This window comes from Marinibium conchae (genome assembly GCF_015595035.1).
Classification (GTDB): Bacteria; Pseudomonadota; Gammaproteobacteria; order Enterobacterales; family Alteromonadaceae; genus Glaciecola.
Map to the genome: position 1 here is coordinate 85,508 of NZ_JADNRN010000002.1, position 25,115 is coordinate 110,622.

Genomic DNA, 25,115 nt, shown 5'->3' on the forward strand with positions numbered 1-25,115 from the left:
TAAAAGAATATAGCCTCAAGTTAGGTAAAACCGATGATAAAACTAACAAAAAGTATTTTTTTACTGGAAAAAGTTGTTGAAAATATGGTCATTGCTCAAAAAATAGGCCATATTTAGAGTACATATAAGCATAATTGCTGCATTTGTAAGGCTTACAGTTACGATAACACGTACACGGACGTGCATTCTTATCTATGCTGCTGCCAAATTAGAGGGAAGTTCCATGTTTAGCCGTGTTCTAGGATTTTCAGTTGTTTTCGCCGCGATATCGTATTCTCCCATCGCTTCTGCCGTACCAAACCCTTCTGCATTAAATGCATTGCCAGCTGAAGGCCTAGCTGGGCAACAAGTTTGCTTTGATGCGACCATTTCAAATACAGGTGACCCAGGTTTTAGCCCCTATCTTCGAATTATTGCTGATAGTGAATTACAAATAGACTCAGCCACTGCCTTCGGTAATGCCGTTTCTATCACTACTGTTGGGAATTTTTCAAATGATCCAGCTGATGCGCCTTTTGAGTTAGAAGACCCTTTCACTGAAACCATGGTAAGCGGTCAGCAAGCGCAGTCGTTTTCTCTTGTGCGTAAACAAGTTGGTTCCGTCGTAGAAAATGGGCCTGAACTAGCAACTAATATCTGCGTAACCATCGACGCTGGCGCTGCTATTGGTACTCCTTTGAATTTGTCGATAAGTCCAGTATTTCAATTTGGTGATACTGCCACAGGTGCAAATGGCCCAGTTGAAGGAAGTGCTGTTAACGCACAAATTACGCCAACCTTATACGAATATACTTTTAAGGCGTCTTCACCCGAGCAAGAGCGTGTACCTAATGAATCTGTTATTTTTGAGCACAATTTCGATGTTGCAAATGGCAGCACAATCACTGAAGCGGCTGTTGAGCAAGTACTCAATTCAGCATATACCGCGAGTGCTTCACCTACCATTATTGGCGGTGTGGGTTGCACTGTTAACTCGGAACCATCTACCAGTGCTGCGGGTGGTACCTTAGATGTAAGCTGTGATTCAGTAACGGGAACAAACGCGACCGACGACCTCAAAGTTACCTTCCCTGCGACCATCGGCGATGTGCTCGATCTTGGCTCGTGTGCTGTTGTACCTCTACTAAGCGAAGCTGAAGCGAATGCTGATTTCCCTGTAGGCAATGCGTTGGCGGCGGCCAACCGAAACAGTAACATTGATGTTAAGCACCTTACCCTTCAGCAGTCTATTTCTAGTGGCTCAGTCGTTCCAGGTGACACTCGTACTGTTACTAATTCAATAAAAATCAGCGAGTTTGTTACCCCAAGTGCGCTTGTCGTAGTGGATACACTGTCGGACGGCTTTATGTACAATAATGCTTTGAGTGTGAGCATTGGTGGTGTTTCACAAAGCCTTACTCCAACATTCTCAACTAATGCGGGCCAAGAAATTGTCACTTTTGATTTAAGTAGCCTATATACCAACCCCACTATTAGTGCGGCTAAGACGGTTGAAATCAGCTATTCAGTACTCGTTGAGGAAACATTTGTTAGTGGCGATGACGTATTGGCTAACGACGGGTTGTCTATTAGCACACAAGCGACCTATGACCTTCAAGGTGGAGCCTCGGCATGTACCGATGATTCGGGCTCGGGCGCTACCGTGTTGCCAGTGAGTATCGCCAAATCAATAGTGGGCGCTGTTAGTGGCATGACACCTATGTTTGAGCCTGGTCAGAATATTGTATTCAGACTGCGTGTAAATGTACCTTCAGGCGATATAAATAACTTCACTGTTACCGATTTTTTGCCTTTAGCTGTCATCGATGTGTCTACCCTAGATGCCACTTTTGGTAACGACGTAAGGTTCAGTCCAAATAATACACTGAGTCAATCTCCAACGAGCCTCAGTTTAGATGCTGCAACTAACTCGGTCGCCATAGAATTTACCAATCTTAGTGGCGTTTCGGCCACCGTAATAGAATTTGATATTGAAGCTAATATCACCACTGATCCTTTTGCTGACCCATTAAAGCTCACCAATATCATGCAACTTACCACTACCAACTCTGATAGTGATGGTACTACTTTACTTAGCCCCGTTTCGTTTGATGCTCGAGCGCCTATCTTAGAAGGCACGCTTACTCAAACCCTGCCTGCAATCAAAGATGGTAACGATGAAGTCAACTTCCGCCTTGAACTTGAAAATACCGGTGGGGCCGATGCCTACGACATTAAAGTACTTGCTCCCGCTGCTGTAGGTTTAGATGGCGCTACACTCGATAGTGTCGTGATTCAAAACAGTGATGGCTCAGTTGCGGTTGCTAATCCAACAACAAGTGGTAGTTTTGCTGGTGGCGACTTCAATATTGATGGCCCAGTAGAACCAGGCCAAGTTGTGGTGGTGTTGTACGACCGTCTGATTTCTGATGATGTGACACCCGCTGTCACGATTACCTCGACCAGTGAAACGACTTGGGCCGGCGCGCCAACAACAAGTCCTTTCCCGAAAATTGAATCTGAACTTGAATTCGATATCGACGATTTCTCACTATCTACCGCAATCGAGTCGGTGTCGCCGGGCGGTGGCTCTGGCAGCAACATCGTCGTAGGTGACACAGTGACCTATCGCACCAGCGTCGTGATGCCGGAAAGTGAAGTCGATGATTTCACGCTTAGCTTTACCCTGCCAGCGGGCCTCGACTATGTCGCCTCAAGCGCTGCTTCAGATGCAACTGGCTTCGGGGGTACTATCCCGGGCACGATTTCTGAAACGGTAACGGGCGATGTCGCCACAGGCTTAACTCTGACGCTTGAGCTCACAGGCACACTTGTAACAACATCAGATAATAATAACGCCAATAATACTTTCGGTATTAGCTTTGATGCTCTCGTCGCTGATGAAATTGCCAACGACGCGAAAGAAAATACACAAACAAAATCTTTAGCGACAAGCGCTTCATTTGATGGCCGGGATGGTTCAAATTCAGCAGCAGCTACAAGCACTAATTTTGCCGAACACGACTTAAGTGTCAGTACAACTACCGTCAATGCCGATGGTGAAACAAGTGGTTTTGAAGATGGCGATGTAGTGACTATTTCCGTCAGCGTTGAAAACATTGGTACTGCACCTGCTTATGACGTAGGACTAAGTAGTATTGTTAACGCCGATCTATTTGACTTAACGACCGTCACGGCGCTAACAACGCCGCCCGGATTTACCTACAGTTTTACAAGCCCTACCGTTAGCTATACAGGTGCTGGCACAACGATAAATGAAGGTGATAGTGTCACTTTTGTGTACCAAGCTACTGTTCGTAACGATGTGAGATCAGGCTCTAATTTCAACATTGATAATACAGCCACTGGCTCAAGTCAAAGCGGCACACCTACGGTTGAGCGCAGTGGCACAAGCGAAGAAGATGTGCTGATTAGCACGGAAGCCCCAAGTATCGGTAATCTGCAAGTTATTGATACAAGTGAGAGTTGGACCGGCAATTCAAGCAGCGATATTTTTGCAATTGGCGAAGTTGTTACTTATCAATTCGAAACCAGTATACCTGAGGGGATTACAGCAGCCGATTCAGGCGCCGGTTATAACTTTGAAGTGCAGTTACCGACAGGTTACGAATACATTGCTGCTAGTTCTGCGATTAGAGCTATTTTTGATACCGGTGTTGAATCTGCGACACTTGGTAATTTGAGCACTAGTGATGCTGCCATCACACCGACCCTTTCGGGTAACAACCTGCGATTTAATCTCGGGGATATTACCAACGACGATGATGATGCCAACGAAGAAAGCATTGTCGTTACGTTCGATATGTTAGTGAAGAATCTTCGCAATAATAATCGGAACAATAGCAAAAAAGTAAATGCTAACCTTGTATATCAAGACACGGCCAACCGCACGCAAACCAGACAAACAAGCGCTGTTTCTCGCATTGGTGAGCCACGTTTGCGTCTCGACTTCAGGGCGCGCGCATCAACTATAAATGGTGGCGCAACGGTTTTCTACGACACTACCTTACGTAACTTGAATGGCACCTATAACACCCGAGCGTGGGATTTCGAATTAACACAGACGATCCCCGATGATCTTACGCCGCAAAGCGTTGTGTCGGCTGTATTATCGCGAGGTAATCTTGATATTTCTGCTTGTGTAGCCTTAGCCGGTCAAGTATATACCCTAGACACTAGTTGTTTGGCAGCAGGGGAAGAGTACTTAGACAAGAACGAACGTATCACCTTGCGGATAGCCACTACCGTAGATGCCGATATTCAGTTCGATCAAAGAGCAACAGGTCGTGCTGAATTTACCGCGACGAGTTTACCCGGTGAAAACGGCACTGCTGGCGCGACAGTTGGCGTAGCTGGCGGCGATAATGGCGAAAGAACAGGCTCAAGAGTGGCTAACGGTTCTGGTCAATCAGTAAACGACTTATATTTAGTAAGAACCGCAACGGTCACTGCTGAATCACCCACCGTCGATATGGTATTGAACGAAGAGCGCTTACAAATAGGTGAAACGCTTACCATAAGCGCAGACGTTGCTGTACCAACAGGCTCAACTGAGAACTTCGAGCTAACACTTACCTTGCCAAGCGGTTTAGCTTATGAAGGTGAAACTATCAGAATTACTGAGCCAAGCTCTGGTTTTACCGCCTCAGCGACACCTAATGTAAATCCAGCTAACGGACTAAGCACCATTACACTAAACTTTGGTGATATCGCAAACGCTGAAGCGCAGCCGCAAGAGCTTAATATTGAGTTTGACGTGAGTGTCTCTAATATTATTGCTAACCAAAACGGCGTGGTGCTTAGCCCAAGTGTTAGCCTCGACTACAGCTCACGCGGTGCAAATGTGCCGAGTGCTAGCGAAAAGCTAATCATCATTGAGCCTAACCTTGAGCTTAGCCAAACCATTATTGCGGGCGCTACTGGCTCAGATGCCGGTGATACCATTCGCTATCGCACTACGATCACCAACACATCGGGTCAGGGCACGGCTTACAATGTGAACTTCCAAGACGTGTTGGCTGCTGAGCTTTTGGGCGCGCCGGATGGCAGTGGTTCTGGTGCTACCTTCGCGAATATCGTGATAGATAATGTGGGCAATGAAAGTGTATTAACGGGCACTACAACCGCTATTTCTGCTGGCGATTTTACAACTCAAACGAGCACTACGACCGATGATACCTTAGCGCTGGTAGGCGCAATGGATATTCCAGCTAATGCAAGTATTTCAATTGAGTATTCTGTGGTTGTTGCTAATAGCGCGGCAGCAGGTGCTGACTTGCTTAATCAAAGTAGCATTTCCTACAATTCAAACGTTGCGAATGGTGGTCGCTCTGGCGCAGATAGCGGCAGCGATGATGACGATAACGCCGATCTGAATAATTACAACGAAAGCGCTTCGAGCACATTAACGATAGCTGACAACCTAGCCGTGCAGTCGTCGTTAAATCCTATTCATGAAAGTAATGACTTTACCGTTGGCGACACAGTGTTCATTGATATTCGTCTCGACGTAAATGAAGGTCAAGAACCGAATGCCTCTATTACTAATTTATTGCCAAGTGGCCTTGAGTTTGTCGCCGCAACCATTGATGCACCGTCAAACATCAGTTACACAGGTACGGGCGATGCTATCGACACTAGCAACAGTGTTGCAATTGATTTTGGTACGATCACCAATGGTGCCGACAACGATGCAAGTAATGACTTCATTGTTGTTACGGTTGAGGCGCTAGTACTAGAAGTGCCCGCTAATGTTGAAGCTACCATGCTGACTAACCAAGTTACCGCGACGGCTGCAGGCAACACGGTGGGGCCAGATAGTTTGGTGATTGATATTGTTGAACCTGATCTAAGCGCAAGCATCACACCGAGTGAGGGCATCGTAACCTTAGGTGACATAGTGAGCTTTAGCGTTGATGTTAGTGCTAGTGACTTCGCTACAGATGCCCAGGACGTGAGCTTCGACATTGCAATTCCTAGCGGCTTTACCTATCAAACAGGTACTCTCAGAGGTCCCGGCATCGTCGACGATTCGACGCCTACACTTTTGAGCATCGACATTGGTACCCTAGCTGCTGACGATGGTGTGAAAAGCTTCATTTTTGAAGCAAAACTAGACAACGATGCCGGGATTGGCGTCGATTATGACTTCACGCTCGAAAATGCGGTATTTTCCTCTCAAAGTGGCACACCTACTAACGACAGAGACTACACCTTTGCTGCATCAACTGTCGTACGTTCAGATGATGCAAGCTTCATCGATGCACAGCAAAGCTTGGTGATTACCAACGACGTAAACAGTGATGGTATTGCCGATCCGGGTGATACTTTGGGCAAGGTTGTTGTATTGACCAACAACGGGCCACGAGTATCGGGCGTGACTTTTGCTGAAGCGATTCCATCAAATACGACTTATGTTTCAGGCTCGCTTACAAGCACCGTTGGTACTATCGATGATAGCGCCGGTGCAAATGTTGATATTGGTGAGTTGCTACCAAACGACGTGGTGACTATTGAGTTTGAGTTTGTGGTAGACGCAAATACGCCACAAGGCACTGTGATTGTTGCTCAAGGTGTTGTTGACTCTGATGCGACTATTCCAGAGTTAACCGATATCGACGCAACTGATAGCAACGGTGACCAAGCTAACCAAATTCGTGTGGGCGGCTCAAGCAGTCTTAGCCCTGCGCTGCAAGTGGCACAAAATATTAGTTTAAGCACAGATGCCGACAGCAACAATGCGGTGAGTGCTGGCGATCAATTAACGGTTACCTACACACTGCAAAATACGGGAGCTGAAGACCTAAGCAATGTTAGCTTAGCCGATGTTATTCCTGCAGGCCTCAGCAGTGCGAACAATACTGCAATTATCAGTGGTGCTGCAGATAGCAACGATAGCATCGCCGTGACAGCAAATAGCATTGATGTTGTATTAGCCGAGCTGGCGGCGGGCGAAATCGTCACTGTTACCGTACTCGTTGATATCGACGCACCGCTTGTGAACTTAGATGGTGTAACAGGCAGCGAGGTCTTTGAAATGCAAGGCTCGGTAGTGAGTGACCAAACACCATCACTGCTGGCCGATGCTAACAACAACCCAGACGACGGCGCGCAAGCGTCAACGATTACTGCAGTCGACACGGGCGGCACAGCAGAACCGCTTATTGCCGTATCGCAAAGTTACATCTTAGTGAATGATGTAGATGGCGATGGCTTGGTTGACCCCGGCGATACCGTTGAATTACTTACCAACATCACTAACTCTGGTTCAGCATCTGCGACCAATGTGAGTGCTTCCCAAGCTATCCCAACTGATACCACCGCGATTGCGGGCTCACGCGCAACAAGCAAAGGGGTGATTACCGATGCAGGCGCCGGTAACTTTGATGCCAACATTGGTTCGATAGCACCGGGTGAAACCGTGACTACATCATTCTTGGTAACGATTGATAGTTTGAGTGCAAACACCTTGATTACCTCACAACAAAGCGTAAGTGGTGACGGTTTCACAAGTGTCGCGTCGGATGCGAATGCTGATTTGTCTGATGGCGCAAGCCCAACGCTGATAAATGTTGCGGTAAGCTCGGCACCAGAGTATGCAGTAGCCACTACCTTAAGTGGCACGTCAGATTCAAGCACCACAGCTAACAACTTTGTACAAGGCGAAGTATTAACACTGTCCTTCACCGCAGATTTCCCTGCTGGATTAACTCGTGACGCCCGTATGGTATTTGATTTGCCAGCAGGCTTTGAAAATACCGGTGTTACAGCCAGAGTGAAGCGCGTATTTGACAATAATATCAGTGCAGGAAATAACCCTGGTACGGTAAATAGCGCCGCAAATGACACTTTCGTTAATGTAAGTCCAAGCTTCGACGCAGCGAACGGTGGTGGCAACGATACAGCCTTCATAGATTTGGGAGCAGTATTTGCAACCGACAATGACGCTGATGGTGCAAGTTACGTAATAGAGCTCATAGTTGATACGTCAAGTGTCGCGCCTACACAGGCGACACAGGCCTTTACAATCGCTTCAAGCCTGCAATACAACAATGAGCTAGACGTATCACAAAGCCTCGCCAGTGATGATATTGTTGTTAGCTTGAACAACCGAGCGCCGGTAGCTGTGAATAACGCGATTACCGTTGTTGAAGATTCGATGTTCACGATGATAACGCCACTTTCTGGCGATTCAGATCCGGATAACAATCAGACCTTAACAGTCACCAGTATCGGTACTCCCTCACAAGGAGGTACAGCAACGCTCGATGCTATGCAAAATGTTATCTATACACCTGCCGAAAACTTCGTAGGCACTGAAACAATAGCCTATACCATTAGCGATGGTGCTGGTGGCACTGCAATGGCAATTATCACAGTAAGTGTTACTGGTACCAACGATGATCCTGTTGCGGTCGTTGATGCAAGAACGACTGATGAAGATGTACAGCTCATCATTGATGCCCTCGACAACGATACCGATATTGATGGCGATACTTTGACTATTACCAGCGCAAGCTCTCCTAATGGCACAGTGACCATTAATGCTGATGGTGATTTGGTATTCACTCCAGCTGAGAATTTCAATGGCTCGACTACAATTAGCTATGACATATCTGATGGCAACGGTGGAACGGCAACAGGTACAGTAAATGTAACGGTTAACCCTGTGAACGACGACCCTGAAGTGCCGGATCAAACAGTAGCGACTAACGAAGACACGCCTGTAACCATCAACGGCTTGTTAGATGCAAGCGATCCAGAAAACGATGACTTAACCGTCACCGCTGCAACTGCTTCAACGGGCACGGTAACGGTTAATCCAGATGGTACCTTAGAGTTTACCCCTGCTGAGGACTCAACTGACCCTGTTACTATTACCTACACTATTGAAGATGGTAATGGCGGTACAACAACCGCCACAGTGACAGTGAACGTTACGCCAGTTAACGATCCGCCAGTCGCTAACCCAGATGCAGTAACTATTCCTGAAGAAGGCACAGCAACTGTTAATGTATTAGCAAACGACACCGATCCTGATAACAATCCGCTTAGCGTCAGCAACGCTTCGTCGAACGACGGAAGTGTCGTGGTGCTGCCAAATGGTGATGTTCAATTTACGCCTAACCCCAATTTCACGGGTGACGCAGTTGTGTTCTATACCTTAATTGACAGCACTGGAGAAGTTGACACCGGCACATTGCTGGTAACCGTTACGCCGGAAAATGATGCGCCGGTAGTACCTGACCAGACCTTAGCTGCTGTTGAAGATACGCCGCTCACTTTCGACCCACTAGCCAATGGTGTTGACGTAGACGGTGATGATTTAACTATTTCTAATATAAGCGTAACGGAAGGCACAATTACGCAGAATCCAGACGGAAGCTTCACTTATACACCAGACCCAGACTTCTCTGGCTTTGTTGTGGTGACTTACACTGTGGATGATGGTAACGGCGGCACGGATGATGTAACAGTAACAATTAACGTGGCGCCAACCATGGACCCTCCAGTCGCCAATCCTGATACGGCGGTAACTCCAGAAGATAGCTCTATTACCGTGAATGTTGTGGCGAACGATAGTGATCCTGATGGCGACAGCGTTTTCGTAACCGAGGGAAGCTCTCCGGATGGCACCGTGGTTGCTGATCCAGCAACGGGTGAAATTACATTTACGCCGAATCCTGACTTTACAGGGCCTGCCACTATCAATTACTCATTAAGTGATGGCAATGGTAACCAAGTAACAGGTGTGCTTACGGTTGATGTTACGCCTGTAAACGATGATCCCGTAGCGAGTAATCAAACCTTAGCAGTTGAAGAAGATACTACGCTTACCATCGACCCATTGATTAATGCAAGTGATGTGGATGGCGACACGCTAACCATTACCAACCTTGTAGCGTCAAGTGGCACGGTTACGCAAAATCCTGATGGAAGCCTGAGTTTCACACCAGATCCAAACTTCAATGGGCCGGTCACGATTACCTATCTTGTTGACGATGGCAATGGTGGCACCACCCCAGTGACGGTTCATGTGAACGTACAAGCGGTGGTTGATGCGCCAGTGGCAAATCCGGATGAGGCGACAACCAACGAAGATACGCCAGTTACGATCAACGTATTGGTGAATGATACCGACGCAGAAAATGAAGCCTTAACGGTTATTCAGGCTACTTCACCAGATGGCACTATTACTATTGATACAAACGGCGACCTTGTGTTTACGCCTAACCCAGACTTCACCGGTGAAGCAACGATAGACTACATCGTACAAGACAGTTCTGGTGAAGTAGGTATCAGCACGGCTACCGTGACTGTTGTGCCAGTAAATGATGACCCAGTGGTACCAGGTCAAAGCTTATCAACTAACGAAGATACGCCACTGACTATCAACCCATTAGTAGATGCAGTTGATGTTGACGGAGATACCCTAACGGTTACTGATATCGTCGCAGCTGATGGCACTGTAACGGTGAATCCTGACGGCAGCTTTAATTTTGTACCTGCCCCAGACTTCGAAGGTAACGCTACAATTACCTACAACGTAGATGATGGAAACGGCGGCGTAGTGCCAGTTGTTATAACGATTACGGTAATCGCACAAAACGATGATCCAGTAGCACAAGACGATAGCGCCTCAACCAACGAAGATGAGCAAGTAGTGATTGATGTGCTCGGCAATGACGATGACGTTGACGGCGACACCTTAACTGTCACAAATCCAACATCAAGTGATGGCACGGTAATAGTGAACGCCGATGGTGAGCTTGTGTTTACGCCTAACCCAGACTTCAACGGTACAGCAAGCATTACTTACACTATTGAAGATGGCAATGGCGGCACAGATAGCGCAACTGTAGTGGTTACCGTCGTCGCAGTGAATGACCCACCCGTTGCTCCAGGGCAAAGCTTAAGTGTTGCAGAAGACACGCCACTGCTAATTAACCCGTTATTGGGCGCAACCGATGTTGATGGCGATACGCTTGTTGTTAGCGGTGTAAGTGCATCAAGTGGCACAGTGGTATTGAATTCAGATGGCAGTATTAGCTATACCCCTGCCCCAGATTTCAATGGCCCGGTTACCCTGACTTATCTTGTTGATGATGGCAACGGAGGTGTTGTGCCAGTTACCATCACCATTGATGTAACTGCGGTAAATGATGATCCGGTGGCAGTGAACGATGCGGCTAGCACCGATGAAGATAGCTCGGTTACTATTAATGTATTAATCAACGATAGCGATGTGGACGGCGATAGCCTAACGGTAATAACGCCAAGCTCGCCGAATGGCACCGTTACAGTGAATGCCGATGGTAACTTAGTATTTACACCAAACGCTGACTTTAATGGTATAGCAACCATTACCTATACTATCAGTGATGGGAATGGCGGTACCGATACTGCAAGTGTTGAGGTAACAGTTGTACCAATAAACGACGCGCCAGTGGGAGTTGAGCAGACCTTATCGACTAACGAAGATACTGCCTTGACCTTCAATCCGTTAGACGGTGCAAGTGATGTCGACGGCGATACACTGAGTGTGAGCAACGTAACTGCATCAAGTGGCACCGTCACGCTCAACCCAGACGGTACTATCACCTTTGAGCCTGCGCCTGACTTTAATGGTCCGGTGACAATTACTTACACAATTGACGATGGCAATGGTGGCACGACAACGGTCACCAGCACTATTAACGTGCAAGCACAGAGCGACGCGCCAGTGGCCAACCCAGATAGCGGTACAACGCTTGAAGATAACCCAGTAACGGTGAATGTGTTAGCTAACGACAGCGATGTGGATGGTGATGCACTGAGCGTGAGTAACGCGGCATCGAATGATGGTGAGGTTGTCGTATTGCCAAACGGTGATATACAGTTCACGCCAGCACCAGACTTTACCGGTGTAGCGGTGCTTACGTATACCCTAATTGACGCGACCGGAGCGGTTGATACTGGTACTGTGTCGATCACGGTAAGCCCTGTGAATGATGCACCAGTCGTGCCCGATCAAATCTTAGCGGGTGAAGAAGACAGCCCTGTTACTTTCAATCCACTCGAAAACGGCAGTGACGTTGATGGTGACGAGTTGACCGTGAGTGATGTTGTGGCATCAAGTGGTACTGTGGTTGTTAACCCAGATGGTACAATTACCTTCACGCCTGAACCTAACTTCAACGGTCCGGTAGAAATTACCTATACGGTCGATGACGGCAACGGCGGAACAATTGAAGTTACGGTTGTGATCAACGTAGCCGCGATCACAGATCCACCAGTAGCAGTGCCTGATACCGCCACTACAGTAGAAGATACTCCGCTAACTATTGACGTTGTCGCCAACGATACTGATCCTGACGGCGATACACTAACTGTGATTGCAGCGACCTCTCCTGATGGCGAAGTAACAATCAATGCCAATGGTGAGCTAGACTTTACGCCTAACCCAGACTTCACAGGTGTAGCAATAATTTCATACACCTTAAGTGATGGCACAGGTCAAACCGTTACTGGCACAGCAACAGTCGACGTAACACCGGTAAATGACGCACCAGTGGCAAGCGATCAGACCTTATCAACACAAGAAGATACGCCGCTTACTTTCGACCCGTTAATTAATGCGAGCGATGTGGACGGCGATAGCTTGAGCATCAGTGGTGTTGTGGCAAGTTCTGGTAGTGTTGTGATTAATCCAGACGGCACAGTGACCTTCACGCCAGATCCTAACTTTAATGGTCCAGTGGCGATTACCTATCTAATAGATGATGGTAACGGTGGAACGGTTGCCGTAACGGTTAATATTAATGTATTAGCAGTGGTTGATGCGCCGATAGCTAATCCAGATACAGCAACTACTAACGAAGATACGCCAGTGAGCATTGATGTGCTTGCTAACGATACCGACGTTGAGAATGAAGTACTGAGGGTTATTTCGGCCAGTTCACCAGATGGTGATGTTGAAATTGGCGCTAACGGCGAAGTGATATTCACTCCTAACGAAGACTTCAATGGTGACGCCGAAATCACTTATGTGATAGAGGACGAAAGTGGTCAAGTTGCTAGTTCCACCGTTACGGTAACGGTATTGCCTGTAAACGATGCGCCAATTGCTCCGACCCTCACGCGCAGTTTAGTTGAAGATACTGAGTTGAATATCGACGTGATTGGCTTATCCAGTGATCCTGATGGCGATACCATCAGCCTTATTGCCGTGAGTGTTGATGTGGGTGAAGTTAGCATTAACCCAGACGGCAGCATAAGTTTTACACCGCCGGCTAATTATAACGGCCCAGCAGTAATCACTTACACTATTGATGATGGCAACGGTGGCACCACTACCGCGACTATTACCATAGATGTAACGGGTGTGAACGATGCGCCTGCGATAGAAGACACAGCAGTGACAGTCGAGGGTAACGGACCAAGTATTATCGATATCTTCGACCTGATTGTTGACCCAGACTCCACCGATTTTGAGATTGTGGAAGCAACGGTCACGGTAGGTACTATCACCATCAATGACGACGGCACAGTAAGCTTTGAACCGCCGTTTGGCTTTGAAGGTGAAGTAACGGCTATTGTGTGTGTAGTGGATGAGGCAGGTGCAGAAGTTTGCGCGACCATCACCATCACTGTGGTGATCACCAATACGCCGCCAATCGCAGATAGCCTAAGCTTCGTAACACCTGAAGATACCAGCGTTCAGATTGAAGTAAGTGCAACTGATGCTCAACTTGACCCAATCAGCTTTACGCTGCAAAGCATGCCGAATGGCGAGTTAATTGGCACAGCGCCGAACTTTACCTACATTCCGCCAACTGACTTTGTGGGTGAAACAAGTTTCACTTATATCGCCAGCGACGCTGAATTAGACTCTGAAGTGGCTACGGTTACTATCACTGTGATTGCGGTGAACGATCCACCTGTCGCCTTCGACGACTTTGTTAATATGACCGATATGATGGGCAGCTTTACAATTGACGTGTTGGAGAATGATGTAGATGCTGATGGTGATGCACTGACTGTTATTTCAGCGCAAGCGACTATAGGCGAAGTGAACATTGTTGATAACCAGCTTGTATTCACACCGCCTATCGGTTTTGTGGGTGTTGCAGTTATCGAATATGTGATCACCGATCCAGACGGCGAAACGTCTACAGCCAGAGTGTTAGTAAGCGTTGGTCGTGATGATGATAGTGATTTCCCAGTAATTAATGTACCAGACGACATCTTTATTGATGCTACTGCGCTTTACACCAAAGTAGATTTAGGTGTGGCGACCGCGGTTGATCGCTTCGGTAATCCGTTGCCGGTATCGGTCATCGATGGCTTGATTCTATACGAGCCGGGTGTAAACACCGTGTTCTATGTAGCTGAAGACAGTGAAGGTAGACGCAGTATTGCAACCCAGCTTGTGCGAGTGAATCCGCTTATCTCAATCCAGAAAGACCAGTCGGTACTTGAAGGGCGAAATATGAGAGTGTCGGTACACTTAAATGGTCAAGCGCCAGTGTATCCTTTAGTCGTGCCGTTTGAAGTAACGGGTACTGCAGACAGCGGCGATCACAACCTGATTTCAGGTGAAGTGGTGTTTAATAACGTAACAGAAACCTTTATTGATTTTGAAGGCTTTGCCGACAATATCGAAGAGGGTATCGAGACCATCGTGATTACGCTGTCTGATACGGTGAACATTGGTAACAAGTTCGAGCATGTGATTGATATCAGAGAAGACAATGTGAATCCTGAGATTGACATTATTCCCACTCAAAATGACATACAAACGAACTTCATACTAAATACCGCTGGCTTGGTTACCCTGGAAAGCTTAATTACTCACCCAGATCCAAATAATGAGTATGACTTCGTTTGGACCAACGTTGAAGATGTGTTAGTCGACATTGATAGTGACGACTTCACTTATACCTTCGACCCAAGTGATGTGCCGGTGGGTGTGTATCAAATTAACGTGGAAATTACGGATAGAGACGACCCTGATTTCAACGATAATACCGTGTTGTTCCTGCAAATCACCGACACTATTGTTGAGTTGGGTAACGGCGACGCTGACCTCGACGGCATTCCGGATAACCTAGAAGGCTTTAACGACAGTGATGGCGACGGTATCCCTGATTACCTCGATGCAATACCAGAGTGTAATGTGCTGCCGGAAGAGGTTGACTCACTTGATGCATTCTTAGTAGAAGGCGACCCAGGTGTGTGTCTACGTATTGGTAACTTCGCGCTGGGTAAAGACACCGGCGGCGCTCGCCTCTTAGATGAGGAGTTAGGGCCAGACGAGGACGTCCCAACCGATCCAATTGCAACTAATATTGGTGGTATCTTCGACTTCATCGCCTACGGCTTGCCGGAGAAAGGTCAGAGTTATCGCGTTGTATTGCCACAGAAACGTCCTGTACCAGAGAATGCGGTGTATCGTAAGTTCACTGAGGAAGATGGATGGCAGTTCTTTGATGAAACGGGGGGCAATCGCTTATGGTCTACGCCAGGTGAACCCGGCTTCTGTCCTCCTCCAGGTGGCGACTATTGGACACCGGGCTTGAACCCAGGTCATTGGTGTGTGCAACTTGAAATAGTCGACGGTGGTCCGAATGACGCAGATGATATGGCGAATAAGAATATCATCGACCCAGGTTTCGTTGGTGTTGTGTTTGCTCAGCCTAACGCGTTACCAGTGGCAGAAGATGATGCCAGAGAAACCCGTCAAGAAGTGCCAGTAACGATTGATGCACTTAACAACGACTCCGATCCTGATGGTGATGAATTGACGATAACGTCGGTGAACTCCTTCTTCGGTACAGTGTCGATTGTCGATAATCAGGTGTTCTACGAGCCAGCCTTCGGCTTCACTGGAGTAGATGTGGTGAGTTACGGCATTACTGATGGCAATGGCGGTACCGACGTAGCTGTCATCACTATTACGGTAGTGGGTAGTTTGCCACCAATCGCGGTAAACGATAGTGCGGTAGTTGATGTGGGTGAATCGGTAACTATCGATGCTATCAGCAACGACTCTGACCCCGACGGCGGCAGTATCAGCATTACTGATGCAACGGTCGACCAAGGGGAAGTACGCATAATCGACGGCCAGATAGTCTATACCGCGCCTGTGGGCTTTAATGGCGACGTTATTATTACCTACACCATTACGAACTCTGAGGGGCTCATCGCGATTGCTCAAATTAGGGTTACCGTGAATGAAGTGTTAGTAAGAATTCGTAACGAGTCAAGCGGTGGTAGCGTGGGTATCTTCCTCATAATGATGTTGCTAGCGTGCGGTGTTTATCGCCGCCGCCGGCTTCAAAATGGGTTCAATTGGCTCAAGCTACAGCAAATATGTCTACGTCAATCTCAGTCAAAACAACAGTATACGAGTACACAAGGAGCGTCTCATGAATAGGTTAATCAGAAGCTTTATGAGCGTGTCGGCAAGCTTAGCTTTTTGCTCAAGCATGATGTTTGCTGGGCAAGTTGGCGCAACCCAGTCCTTTCAAGGCGACGAAGAGCTTAGCCCTGAGAATGCACCGAATGCCATATATTTTGAAGACTATCAATACGAGTACAATAAATCGCGTTGCCTAGAAAGCAAACGTAAGGGTGATTGTGCTTTTGAGTACTTCTACTTTACGATGTCGGCAGGCTTGAATACAGGTAGTAAGTCGGCCATTAATGTTGAGCAAGCTGCGCGTGATATTGGCTTTGAAGCGTTTGACATCGAACAAGATGACAGTGGCACGCCGTTTAAACTAGCCATTGGTGCGTCGATTACCGACGAACTGAGTTTGGAGCTCGGTTATACCAAGTTAAACGAGGCCGACTTAGCCTTCTCTACCACGACCAATGATCCTGAGCGTTTCTTTGATGTTGCACGTCAGGTTCGCCCAAATAAAGTCAAAGGTTGGACACTAGCCGCCGTGTATAGCTTTTATACATCGGAGTCGTGGTATGCCTACGCAAGGCTAGGAGGCTATAACTGGGAAGGTGACTACCGCTCATTCGATGTGTTTGGTGATCGCGAACTCGAAGCTGAAGACTCAAGTGACGGCGTCGACATCTTCTACGGTATTGGCGCTAGCTACAAGTTCTCACAACGCTTCGAACTCAACCTAGAATACGAACGCTATAATGTGGAAGATAACAAAGACTACATCCTCTGGTTAGGCCTAAGCTACCACTTCGAAGACTAAAACGCGTGGAAAAGGCCTCGATGTTTGTGATAACATCCGCGTCCATCATTCCGCTCCCGTAGCTCAGCTGGATAGAGTGTCGGCCTCCGAAGCCGAAGGTCACGCGTTCGAATCGCGTCGGGAGCGCCATTTTTTGCATTCATTTCATACAACTTGTTGTTGGGGTACGCGGCACGAACCAATTCTGCCGTGTGGTCTCTAAAGTTAAATTATCCTATACTCATTTAATACGATTTCAGGACAGAAGACTTCGTCATGTGCAGCCTATTTAGCAAGCGCATCATTAACGCTATGAATGTAAACCTTCTTTTAGGAGTAGAGCTTGTTTATTTGAAAACGAAGCGAGAGTGAGTTGGACAATTCAAATCAATATCTAAAAATTTTTCTTAAAGGAAAAGAACAGGACGGTGTTGAAAGCTATTTTCATGAAAACGGCAAATATAAGGTTAAGTTTGAGGGTAATGATACAGTCTACACATATCATGAAAATGACGTGCAAATTGTTGAGTCGGTTCTCGCTAGGCACGATGCAGAGACTTGCCTAGAATATTTGAAAGAACTCGCCAGCATTACAGGCTTAAAGGTTGCGACGCCAGAAGGCGAGGAATTTAACGCCTTACATCACTATTATTCAAACATCAGCTTCGTAGATTCGCAAAGTTTATTCGGTGCATTTTTAACGGGTGAGTTACCAAAAGATAGTCAAACTCCGTTTATTTCAAACCCGACTATCTATTACCCGTTTGGCTTTAATATCAGTCAAGTTGAAGCAGTAAAAAATGCGCTTAATAACCGGATAAGTGTAATCGAGGGTCCGCCAGGTACTGGTAAAACTCAAACGATACTCAATATTATTGCCAATGTAGTATCTATTGGTGGAAGTGTCGCTGTTGTTTCTAGTAATAACGCGGCAACACAGAATGTTCTGACTAAACTCTCCAAATATGGTTTTGAATTTGCTATTGCGCCCCTCGGTAGTAAAAAGAACAAGACAGACTTTATACAAAACCAGCAGCCCCAACCTGACTTATCCTCTTGGAAGTTGTCGTCTGCAGAGTTGAGCGAAATTCAATATAAGATCAGCGAACTATACTCAACACTACAAGCTAAACTGAATCTTAAGGTAGAGCTCTCCAAACGAAAGAGTGAGATTCAGGCCTTAGAGCTTGAATATCGCCATTTTAGACAACTGCGAGAGGATTTAAATGTTGAGCGCTTGGACGATATGTTTAATATTCGCTCGTTTCAAGAGGCCATTAAGCTCTGGCTATCATATCGTTCATATCGGGTAAGAAGCTTATCAGTAGCATTCTTGATATTTATTTTTGACAGCGTTAGGTTGCGAAAGAGTCGTGTTTTTAAAGTACGACAGTACGTCCAAGAAAACTCACTTGCTTCATTAATTGAATATTTCCAGTCCAGCTTTTATCGATTAAAAATTATGGATAGTCAGGAATTCATTTCTTCGCTCGCACTTGAGTTAGAGGCGTTTGATTTTGATAAAAGTATGAAACATTACTCGCAATTATGTATGAAGGTCTTCAGGCATAAGACTTGGCAGCAGTATTGTCAAAATAGGCGGGAGAAATACACGATGCAGGAGCTTAAAACGCGTTCGAGTGATTTTTTAAAAGACTATCCTGTGGTGTTGAGTACGACCTATTCGGTAAGCAACAGCCTGTCACCAGGCACACAATATGATTATTTAATAATAGACGAAGCGTCACAGGTTAACATCTGCACTGGAGCACTGGCGCTTTCATGCGCCAAAAGAGTGGTAGTTGTGGGTGACACAAAACAGCTGACCCACGTGGTCGACTATAAAACCCGTGCTTTAACGAAAGGTTTGTTGGACAAATTTCAGTTGGACCATAGATACGATTATTCCAAACAAAGTTTACTCTCGATGTTTTCGTCTTTTTTTGAGCACGTCCCCAAAACCATGTTGAGAGAACATTATAGATGCTCGCCCAAGATTATCGAATTCTGCAATCAAAAGTTCTATGGAGGTGAGTTGATTGTGATGACCGATTCGACAACGGATAAATCTCCACTAGTGGTATATAAAACAGTTCCGGGCAATCATCAGCGTAACCGCGTCAATCAAAGACAAATAGACGTTATCAGAAATGAAATAATTTTAGAGCAAAACCTTAATGTCACTGATAGCTCTATAGGCGTAGTGACACCCTATCGTAGTCAAACTAACCAACTTCAAAAGGCGTTTGACGGAACGACCATTCAAGCCGATACGGTTGATAAATTTCAAGGAAGAGAAAAAGATGTTGTTATTCTATCTACAGTAGATAACCACATTTCAGAATTTGCAGACGAACCTAACAGATTAAATGTAGCGGTGTCTCGCGCAATTGATCAACTTATTTTGGTTGTTAGTGAAAATGATTCAGTAATCGATACTAATATCGGGGATCTGATAGCGTACATTGAATATAACAATATGACGATTGTGGAGAGTAAGGTCCACTCAATATTCGATTATCTTTATCGCTCTTACGCAAAAGAGAGACAGAGTTATCTTAAATCCAGTAACAGAATATCAGAGTTCGATAGCGAGAATCTTATGTATACACTTATTCAGAATATTCTAGAAGATGAGCAGCTCTCTAACCTTGGTGTTTCGACTCACGTTCCTTTGAACTTGATTATTCGCGACAAAAGTAGTTTGAGCGATAGAGAAAATGCTTATGCGGCTAATCAACTCACGCATGTTGATTTTCTAATCTACGATAAAGCATCAAAATTACCTAAATCTGCCGTAGAAGTTGACGGAGTCAAGTTTCACAAAGAGGGTTCTTTGCAAGCAGTTCGAGATGAACTAAAAAACGCCATATTCGAAAAGTCAGGGATCCCATTGCTAAGGTTTAGGACTGATGGAAGTGGTGAAGAACAAAAGTTACAAGATCATCTGCGCAGTCTTTGATCTTACTAAAATCATAAGATTCTAACCGGTAGTTATTTACTGTCTGTTGTGGTTGAATTAGCTCTTTCTGTTTTGAAGAAAAGCGGCCAAGCGTTCTTTGCAGATGTCGTGGCAGCATCGCAGTTATAATGCGACACAAAAAGGAAAATGACACTAGATGACCCTAGACACCCAATCTCTCAACAAAGACCGCCAAGATCTCAGTAAACTAGACGAAATTTGGTTGTTCGGCTACGGCTCGCTTATCTACAAAGTTGACTTTCGTTTTATCAGAAGTGAAAAAGCTCATATTCTTGGTTACGAGAGACGTTTCTGGCAGGGCAGCCATGACCATAGGGGAATTCCAGAAAAACCAGGCAGAGTACTTACACTGGTTGAGGCAGAAGGGGTGCGTTGTGGGGGTATCGCCTTTCAGGTGAGTCATGATGTATTCGATCATCTTGATCATCGCGAAAAGAATGGCTACTTGCGCTATGAAACTGTGCTTCATCTAGACAGTGGTAGAGAGGTTAAAGGTTTGGTATACACAGCTGATGCCGACAATGATGCCTATTTGGGCGAGGCGAGCATTGCCGAACTAGCACACCAAATATATGAATGCACCGGACCAAGTGGCCCCAACCGAGAATATGTGTACGATCTTGCTGCGGCATTGCGAGCCAATGGTGAAATAGATGAGCATGTTTTTGCTATTGAACGCGCCTTATTAGTAATGGAAAACACCTAGTTATGGGGAAATCAAAACGAAGTCGCAGTGAGAGAGCTTGTGATACGTGCAAAATCATATCGGCAGTACTTTATCGTGTAAAAATTGAAGAAGCGATGGGTTGGCAGTTCGTTTGCAAACAATGTCAATTGATGGCTGCGCAACACAACAGCTATCAATATGGTGGAACTTGGAAGCAAAGCAAGCGACATTGAGTTTGCCTCGGCACGCTGCTTTTTTCGCCCAGTCAACCCGCTAGTTGATTAGCTTGTCAAAGTCAGCTTCCTGCATGGTGTGTTGAATTGCAATGTTCTCACAAGTTAAGCAAAATTTGAGATTAGAAAATGAACAACGATGAAATGAAATTAGACAACGCAAAAATGTTAAAATTAGAAATTAAGCCATCTGAATGTCGCACAATTATTCACTCATTTCTTACAAATCAAATTTTGTATATTGGGATTCCTATTTATTTGCTGTCGCTTATTTTTCTTGATGAAAGCTCCCAAACAACTGCTTTCTATTTTATGGTCGCATATACACTTGCAGCGTTCTTTTTCTCTGTTTGGCTATTTGTTTTTGATCGCCACCCGCGATTATCGAGTGTTAAGATTGCCTTAAAATCTAAAGGTGTAGAAGTATCGTTGGGTTCAAATGAAACTACGGTAAATTTAAATGAAACGGTTAGCTATGAAATTTCGGGCCTCTTGAATAAGAAAATAGTCTTAAGCGACTCTGACAATAATAAAGTGAAGATTAGCTACTATTTGTTTAACCCAAAGCAAAGGAATGAATTTGTCTCGCATATATCCGGTCTTGCCATAAAGTAGTTACCCCTCGTGTTATGAGGTATTATCCTGTCTCGGCAAGCAACAAGACAGCGCTAGCGCCGGATTTTACGTACTTTAACTTTTTAGCAAATGACTGCTTGAAGGCTGCCGGTACATTTGTTTCCTTCAGTGCAGCGCTTAAGGCTTCACCTTTTTCAGGATGATTATAAAGATGACTAAGTCAGCAAAGCACACACCAAACCACATCTCTCACTATGAATCGGTGTTAAATCCAAAAGAGTCTTTTCAGTTGCAAGTATCACTGAAATTAAGCGGCGAGCTGCAGAACGGTTCGTTCATGAAAACAGTGCTTTTATCCACTACACAATAGTCGGCGTGATCAATAGTTTGATCTGGTTAGTTGGCATACGCTACTTTATCGTTGAGGGTACATGGGAGTGGGGAGCACCAAGTCTCATCGATGTATTAAATGCCATGTTGGGTGTTGGAGAATATAGGTGACAATGGTAGCCTTTTTCAATGTATAATAGAGATAGATGAACAAGGACTCGTTCGCTAAGCGAGGTTCTCGTAAAAAAATGATCGTTGCGGTGGATGCTAAGGCTAAAGTCGTTTATGACGAAATTTATAAGGAAATAAAATGTACAATTTTGAAGTTGTCATGCTTGTGCTGTTTTTGGTTTTGACTGCCGTTGCTTACAAAAAGCGTAGTAGAAAAATTTTGTTAGTGGGATCTCTGTGTTTAGTGGCGGCGTTTGCTGCAAAACCATTTTTCGAAGGCTTTAATGAAGGGTTTGAGACCCGAAAGGTAGAAATACTAGAGCAGCGCAGCTGACAATTAACAAGGAAGTATTATGCATATTATTTTAGGCGTTTTGGGCGCGCTGGTAACTATTTTGATACTTGCAAATCGCTTGCAAGAGAATGGTATCGATGTTGGCTGGTTGAACCCTTTTAGTTGGGCTCGACGTCGGAAATTTCGCAAAGAATATCAAATGCATCCTGCTTACACCTTAGAATCCCCTTTAGATGTGGCAGCCTTGTTCATGGTGGCTGTTGCAAAAGCTGATGGTGATATTACACGAGCGCAAAAAGATAAAATCTTCGAATTGTTTCAGTCTGAGTTAAAGCTAAGCGAGAAACAAGCCACTGACTTGTTTGGCTCAAGTGTACATATTTTTGGCCGCGGTGATGATGTGCTGGATAACCCAAGTCGTGTGCTCGCAAGAACCGCAGAGTCATTCACCGATGAACAAGTCCATTCGGTGTTGTCTATGCTTGATATCATAGCCAGCGTTGATGGTAGTCCGTCTGAAGCGCAGATAAAGCTCATAAAAAAAATTACTAAGGCAATACCAATCAAAGACTAGGTGGGGTTACGGGACGCTCACGTTCGAATCGCTTAGTATTTCAAGCCAAATAAAAACCGCATTGGCTTAAACGGATAAACAATATATCGGCATATCAGAACTGTGACTAACAAACTGACCAGCGTTACTATTAAAGCCTTAATAGGTAACGCATAGTCAGTATGCACTACATAGTAGGCCACAGCCACGATCACGCTTTGATGAAATATATAAAAAGGAAAAATTAGTCTATTTCCGAGGATCAATAATGAAGTAGACTTTCGAAGATATCGCTGAGCATAGGATAACGCAGTGAGCAAACCGGTCCAAGTCAATAGAGTGCATACAAACCACCAAATCGACCAACGAGTTTGCAAAGAGAAATAGGCACTATAGTCTGGAAAGTAGTAAGCATAAAAAACTATCGAAACTGTTATGAAACAACCCAAGAAAACACGCCTAAATTGATGAAGTGAACACCAAATCGATTTATGGCTAATAAAAAACATACCCAGCACAAACAATAAAAAGTAGAAGCCAGAAAGAGCAAGGTTATGCAAGCTGTGACCCTCTGCATCAGTTGCCTTCTCAAAAAGCACCCTTGTCAGCCCAAGGATGATGCCAAAACTGAGCAATAGATAAGGCAGTAACTTAAAATTAGCGAGCACACGCCGACTTAGCGTGCTTAGTTTGGCAATGACATATTTGACGGGTATCGCCAACACCATAAACAACAAAAGAAATTCAATAAACCACAAATGATTACTGTCTAGTCTTAACACTAATTCTGGCAACGCTGATAAAAAAGAAGGGAAGTTTTCAGGTGACTCAAAGTAATGTTGTGGCGGAACAACAAACAATACTCCGATAACAAGCGGAAGCAGTAAGCGTTTTGCTTTATCGAATATGAAATCGTGATTCGACAAGCGCTCTAAAAGTAGATAAGAACCTGAACCCGCTATAAAGAAAAGTAAGGGAAGTCGTAGCTGTTCAAAATACACCATAATGTCGTCTAACAGTTTGCTAGATGTATTGTTCATTATGTGCCAGTTGTCACCGTTGAATGGCATCAAGCAGTGGTGTAAAAACACGGCGAATATCAAAACGATACGCAGATAGTCAATTTCGGTATAGCGTTTTTGCGATTCCATTCAAACCTAACTAAATAGCGGTAGTTACCGCGTGAGTTTACCTTATTAGCCTGCAGCGCTCACTGTGAAAGTAAGTTTTACCTTTGGTGCTCAAGCACCTTTTTTACAGGCCGACCCACAACATCATAGTAAAGTAATTTGGAAAATTCTCCTCCAATTCTAATTTAAGTGCAGTAGTGATTAAATCTTGTGTAAGCAATCCTCATTAAAGATTCGTTTGGTTGATGCAGGATATTTAGTTAACTTATCCGCTGGACGAATAGGTCTTGAGACAAAACCACCACCGCAGTTTGGACAAACATGAGCCAACACGTTTTCAACGCAAATCTGGCAGAAGGTGCACTCAAAACTACAAATCATGGCGTCACTAGCTTCTGGTGATAGGTCTTTATCACAACATTCACAGTTTGGTCTAATCTCTAACATACCTTAATTCCTATTTTTGGGGGCACTACTACCAATAACAAAGAGTTCACCCTTCGGACCTCTCCGTGCTATTGGAAAATTCGAACCCCTCATCAGCCCAGCCGGTCATGCCGCCAATCAACTCTTTAACAGGACGGCCTAGTTGGGCCAGCCGAATGGCAGCCTTGTTGGCGCCATTGCAATGTGGGCCAGCGCAATACACCACAAACAAAGTATCCTTTGGCCATTGAGCAAGTTTGCGCCCAACAATTTTTCCATGCGGCAAATTGATCGCACCTGGAATATGGGCTTGGTCATACATTGTTGGGGCTCGAACATCTAACAACACAAAGCCAGGGTCAGGTTGTTGCATTGCTTCGTGCGTGTCCCAACAGTCAGCTTCATACCGTAACCGCCTTTCAAAATGAGCCAGCGCTTCTTGGGATGGCAAGGGATCGTGTTTTAGCACCATATTCATTTAAGCAACCTCTTTTCATTTTAGTGATTACTATTGTAGAGTGAAAACCAACTTGGCATAATGTCTATTATCGTTAAAATCCTGCCAAAT

At 45.4% G+C, this 25,115-nt stretch carries 12 protein-coding genes and 1 tRNA gene; 10 read left to right on the forward strand and 3 right to left on the reverse strand.

Annotated elements, in window-relative coordinates; translation table 11 throughout:
* Positions 1 to 223 precede the first annotated feature (223 nt).
* From ISG33_RS08290 to ISG33_RS08330, 10 genes are all read left to right on the forward strand, one after another.
* Positions 224 to 16,417, forward strand: a complete 16,194-nt coding sequence (locus ISG33_RS08290; RefSeq protein WP_195733146.1) for a tandem-95 repeat protein — start codon at positions 224 to 226, stop codon at positions 16,415 to 16,417.
* The gene (locus ISG33_RS08295; protein ID WP_195733147.1) at positions 16,410 to 17,204 is read left to right on the forward strand and encodes an outer membrane beta-barrel protein; all 795 of its coding nucleotides are present in this window, start codon (positions 16,410 to 16,412) and stop codon (positions 17,202 to 17,204) included. The genes ISG33_RS08290 and ISG33_RS08295 overlap by 8 nt, the downstream gene beginning before the upstream one ends.
* A 52-nt stretch (positions 17,205 to 17,256) precedes the next feature.
* Positions 17,257 to 17,333 (forward strand) — tRNA-Arg (locus tag ISG33_RS08300).
* A 223-nt stretch (positions 17,334 to 17,556) separates the two neighbouring features.
* A complete protein-coding gene (locus tag ISG33_RS08305) occupies positions 17,557 to 20,145 on the forward strand; it encodes an AAA domain-containing protein (RefSeq protein WP_195733148.1) in 2,589 nt (862 codons plus the stop codon).
* A gap of 157 nt (positions 20,146 to 20,302) precedes the next feature.
* Entirely contained in the window at positions 20,303 to 20,872 is a 570-nt protein-coding gene (locus ISG33_RS08310) for a gamma-glutamylcyclotransferase (RefSeq protein WP_195733149.1), read from the forward strand.
* A gap of 2 nt (positions 20,873 to 20,874) precedes the next feature.
* Positions 20,875 to 21,066: a DUF8622 domain-containing protein gene (locus tag ISG33_RS17350; protein ID WP_498043312.1), complete on the forward strand. Its 192-nt coding sequence runs from the start codon at positions 20,875 to 20,877 to the stop codon at positions 21,064 to 21,066.
* A 129-nt stretch (positions 21,067 to 21,195) separates the two neighbouring features.
* The gene (locus ISG33_RS08315; protein WP_195733150.1) at positions 21,196 to 21,681 is read left to right on the forward strand and encodes a hypothetical protein; all 486 of its coding nucleotides are present in this window, start codon (positions 21,196 to 21,198) and stop codon (positions 21,679 to 21,681) included.
* Positions 21,682 to 21,853: 172 nt separating this feature from the next.
* Complete coding sequence (locus ISG33_RS08320; RefSeq protein ID WP_195733151.1) at positions 21,854 to 22,012, forward strand: hypothetical protein; 159 nt, start codon at positions 21,854 to 21,856, stop codon at positions 22,010 to 22,012.
* A gap of 270 nt (positions 22,013 to 22,282) precedes the next feature.
* Entirely contained in the window at positions 22,283 to 22,477 is a 195-nt protein-coding gene (locus tag ISG33_RS08325) for a hypothetical protein (RefSeq protein WP_195733152.1), read from the forward strand.
* A gap of 19 nt (positions 22,478 to 22,496) precedes the next feature.
* Positions 22,497 to 23,012, forward strand: coding sequence for a tellurite resistance TerB family protein (locus ISG33_RS08330; protein ID WP_195733153.1), 516 nt, complete (start codon positions 22,497 to 22,499; stop codon positions 23,010 to 23,012).
* A 32-nt stretch (positions 23,013 to 23,044) separates the two neighbouring features.
* On the opposite strand, the gene ISG33_RS08335 is transcribed toward ISG33_RS08330, so the two are convergent.
* The 3 genes from ISG33_RS08335 to ISG33_RS08345 form a co-directional block, all read right to left on the reverse strand.
* Positions 23,045 to 24,142 (reverse strand): acyltransferase family protein, encoded by a 1,098-nt coding sequence (locus tag ISG33_RS08335; RefSeq protein ID WP_195733154.1) that lies wholly within the window; start codon positions 24,140 to 24,142, stop codon positions 23,045 to 23,047.
* A gap of 180 nt (positions 24,143 to 24,322) precedes the next feature.
* The gene (locus ISG33_RS08340; protein ID WP_195733155.1) at positions 24,323 to 24,568 is read right to left on the reverse strand and encodes a DUF1272 domain-containing protein; all 246 of its coding nucleotides are present in this window, start codon (positions 24,566 to 24,568) and stop codon (positions 24,323 to 24,325) included.
* 46 nt (positions 24,569 to 24,614) lie between these two features.
* Positions 24,615 to 25,019, reverse strand: coding sequence for a rhodanese-like domain-containing protein (locus tag ISG33_RS08345; RefSeq protein WP_229333507.1), 405 nt, complete (start codon positions 25,017 to 25,019; stop codon positions 24,615 to 24,617).
* Positions 25,020 to 25,115: the final 96 nt, after the last annotated feature.